Consider the following 2,740-nt stretch of genomic DNA (forward strand, 5'->3'; position numbering starts at 1 on the left):
TTTTGAAAATTTGTGCAGAAATGGCATTACTTGCAGAACCATTGTCACACAGCACTAAATTAAATAAATAACTGATGAATTAACGTAAACCATTGTCGGCCATTTTTGAACAAATTTGCGGTTATGTGTAGAAACGGTTGCTTTCCATGCAGGATCTACTTTTCAAGAGCGCTTCAATTGAGCCATTTTCTTGCGTTCTAACTTGTCAGTTAGTTTTTAAAAAAGTTCTTTAATTTCTTTTCAATTCCTTTTCTGAACAGCTTTAAAGGATTCCTTTTCAGTTCTTTTTCAAATTCTTCTTAAATGCTTTTTTCTTAAAAAAATCGGTCGGCTTTGCGAGGTCAACCATTTCTTAGATACTTTTAAAAAGTCGGCATCCTGTTAAGAATTTTGCCGTTGCTTTTCGTCCCCGAAGCATTTTTAGTTGCGAATGTATGTCCGGGAGTTTTTACACATAACGTTTTGAAAATTTGTGCAGAAATGGCATTGCTTGCAGAACCATTGTCGTACCGCACTAAATTAAGTAAATAACTGATGAATTAACGTAAACCACCGTCAGCCATTTTTGCGCAAATTTGCTGTTATAGCTTGTTGTTTTTTTTATTTTGTTCATTTAAGTCGAAAAAGCACTTATATAACAACTTGTTAAATTTCTTTTTGAACCGAAGTTTTTGTTTTTCCTTTTTTGTAAAGTAACCATTAGGATTTAAAAATAATCGTGTCGGTTTGTAAAATAAGTCGTCAGAACTTTTTAAATCTACTCGACAAAGGGTTGCAGGCATTAAATAAAATGGGATAACTGGTGGAAAATAAGGTAAAATCAAAATATTAGCACCAATTAGAGCTACGTCAAGTCCTGTGACCCAAACGTTCTTTTTCCAATCAACATACTTGATTGGTCCTAATAAAAAATTTATTGTCCTATTATTTTGAGTGCTGTCGATTACTAATTTAAACGCTTGTTTTTTTCTATTGAAAACAGAAACTATGGTGTCAAATTGGACTAAAAGTTCCTTTTGCAGAACTAGGTCATTTGTGTCTGAAAACTGTACTGAAACATATAGTGTGTCAAGATTGACATTTTTCTTTAATTGCCCTGCTTTTCCTTGCTGTCCGAAAGTAATGAAAGGAGTAATTGTTAATAATAATATAAGGAGTCTTTTCACGTAAAGTCAGTTTTTTACAATAAGCTATAACGTTTTGAAAATTTGCGCATAAATGGCATTGCTTGCAGAACCATTGTCGTACAGCACTAAATTAAGTAAATAACTGATGAATTAACGTAAACCACCGTCAGCCATTTTTGTGCAAATTTGCTGTTATAGGGCGTTTTTCTTTTCACTTCTTGTCTGATAGTTAATTTCACAGTTCGGCAACCACTTTTTTAATTTGTCTTTGTCTGTTTGTGTTAAGAAGTCGTCATCAAGTTGTATTGATTTCAACTTAGTCAACTGTGCTATTTTAGGCGATATTCTCCTTATTGGGTTGTCCCAAATTTCAAGTTTTTCTAAATTTTTTAGGTCTGCAATGTTGTCGGGTATGCTTTCAATCTCATTATCAAAGATTAAAAGCTCTTTTAAGTTTCCAAGAAATTTTGTTTCTGGTGAAATGCTTTTAACCTTATTGGAGTATAGGTAAAGTGTTTCGAGGTTTTTTAGTCTACTATCTATAAATGAGAAGTCTGTAAACTGATTGCTATTAAGTGAAAGCCAAGTGAGATTTGGTATAGTTTTAATCTGGTCTGGGAATTTTATTAATCCATTCCTTGCAATGTCAAAATGCTCCAAATTGTCAAGTTGAGAAAGGTCGCAGTTGATTTCTTTAATTGCTGTTTCTGCAAACGAAACGCTTCTAAGACGTTTTAATCGTGAAAGGTCACAAGGAAATTCACTAATAGGATTTACCGCTAATATCAAATCTTCAAGAGTATTGATTTGAAAAATTTGTTTGGGAATTTCTGTTAAATCATTACCTGTCAATATCGCTTTATAAATATTGAGTTTTCCAAGTCCTTCTGGTAGGGAAGTCAAGCCTTTATTTTGAAGCCACAAATATTTTCCATTATTGTCAGACCAAACAACAGAGTTTTCGCTTTTGTAAAAGCTATTCTTTTTGTTTGAAGCAATTTCGTTGCACAGAGAAGTCATTATTTCCTTTACTGTTGAACTTTCAGAGTCAACTTGAAAGAGCCAACTTTTAATTTTACTGTCACATATAATGCAGTCCATTTCAAAATTTGGTTCCCAATTAATGTCTTGGTAATTCACTCTTGAATTATCTGAGCATGCAGAACGAATTGAATTTGGAATGTCTTCCACTTTGGTTGAAGTTATAATAATTCCGTCTTTGGGAATGTTAATAGTTTTCTTCCAAAATTTTGTTTTTGGCAGTTCCGGATAACCTTCAATTCCAAAAATAATTCCTGCTTGTCCTTTAAAGTTTTTTGGAAAAATCAAGTAATTGTGTTCTTGCCATTTCATATAAGTCACGAAGGCAAGAATTAAATAAACTGTTGCTAAAATGGATTGAGTTATCCAATATTTCCTTTTATCTTTTAGTAGTTTGAGTGTTAGAAAGTCAATTAGGTAAATTAAAAGTCCAATACCAACCAAATAAATTCCAACAAAGAAAAAGTAGCTAAACGTCAATACTCCTAACAGTCCAAATATTAATGTCAGAAGTCCGAGAATTTTTAAAGGTGAGTTTATTATTCGTTTCACTGTCGTCTTTTAAAATGCCC

General features: G+C 32.5%; 2 protein-coding genes. Both read right to left on the bottom strand.

The genetic code is table 11. The features are described from left to right. Positions 1–581: 581 nt before the first annotated feature. Positions 582–1,166, bottom strand: a complete 585-nt coding sequence (locus tag BVH02_RS21090; protein ID WP_086503452.1) for a hypothetical protein — start codon at positions 1,164–1,166, stop codon at positions 582–584. Between the two features lie 153 nt (positions 1,167–1,319). After that, positions 1,320–2,720, bottom strand: a complete 1,401-nt coding sequence (locus tag BVH02_RS21095; RefSeq protein WP_143244278.1) for a leucine-rich repeat domain-containing protein — start codon at positions 2,718–2,720, stop codon at positions 1,320–1,322. Between the last annotated feature and the right edge of the window lie 20 nt (positions 2,721–2,740).

Source organism: Algoriphagus ratkowskyi, from assembly GCF_002150505.1.
In the GTDB taxonomy this organism is placed as follows: domain Bacteria; phylum Bacteroidota; class Bacteroidia; order Cytophagales; family Cyclobacteriaceae; genus Algoriphagus; species Algoriphagus ratkowskyi.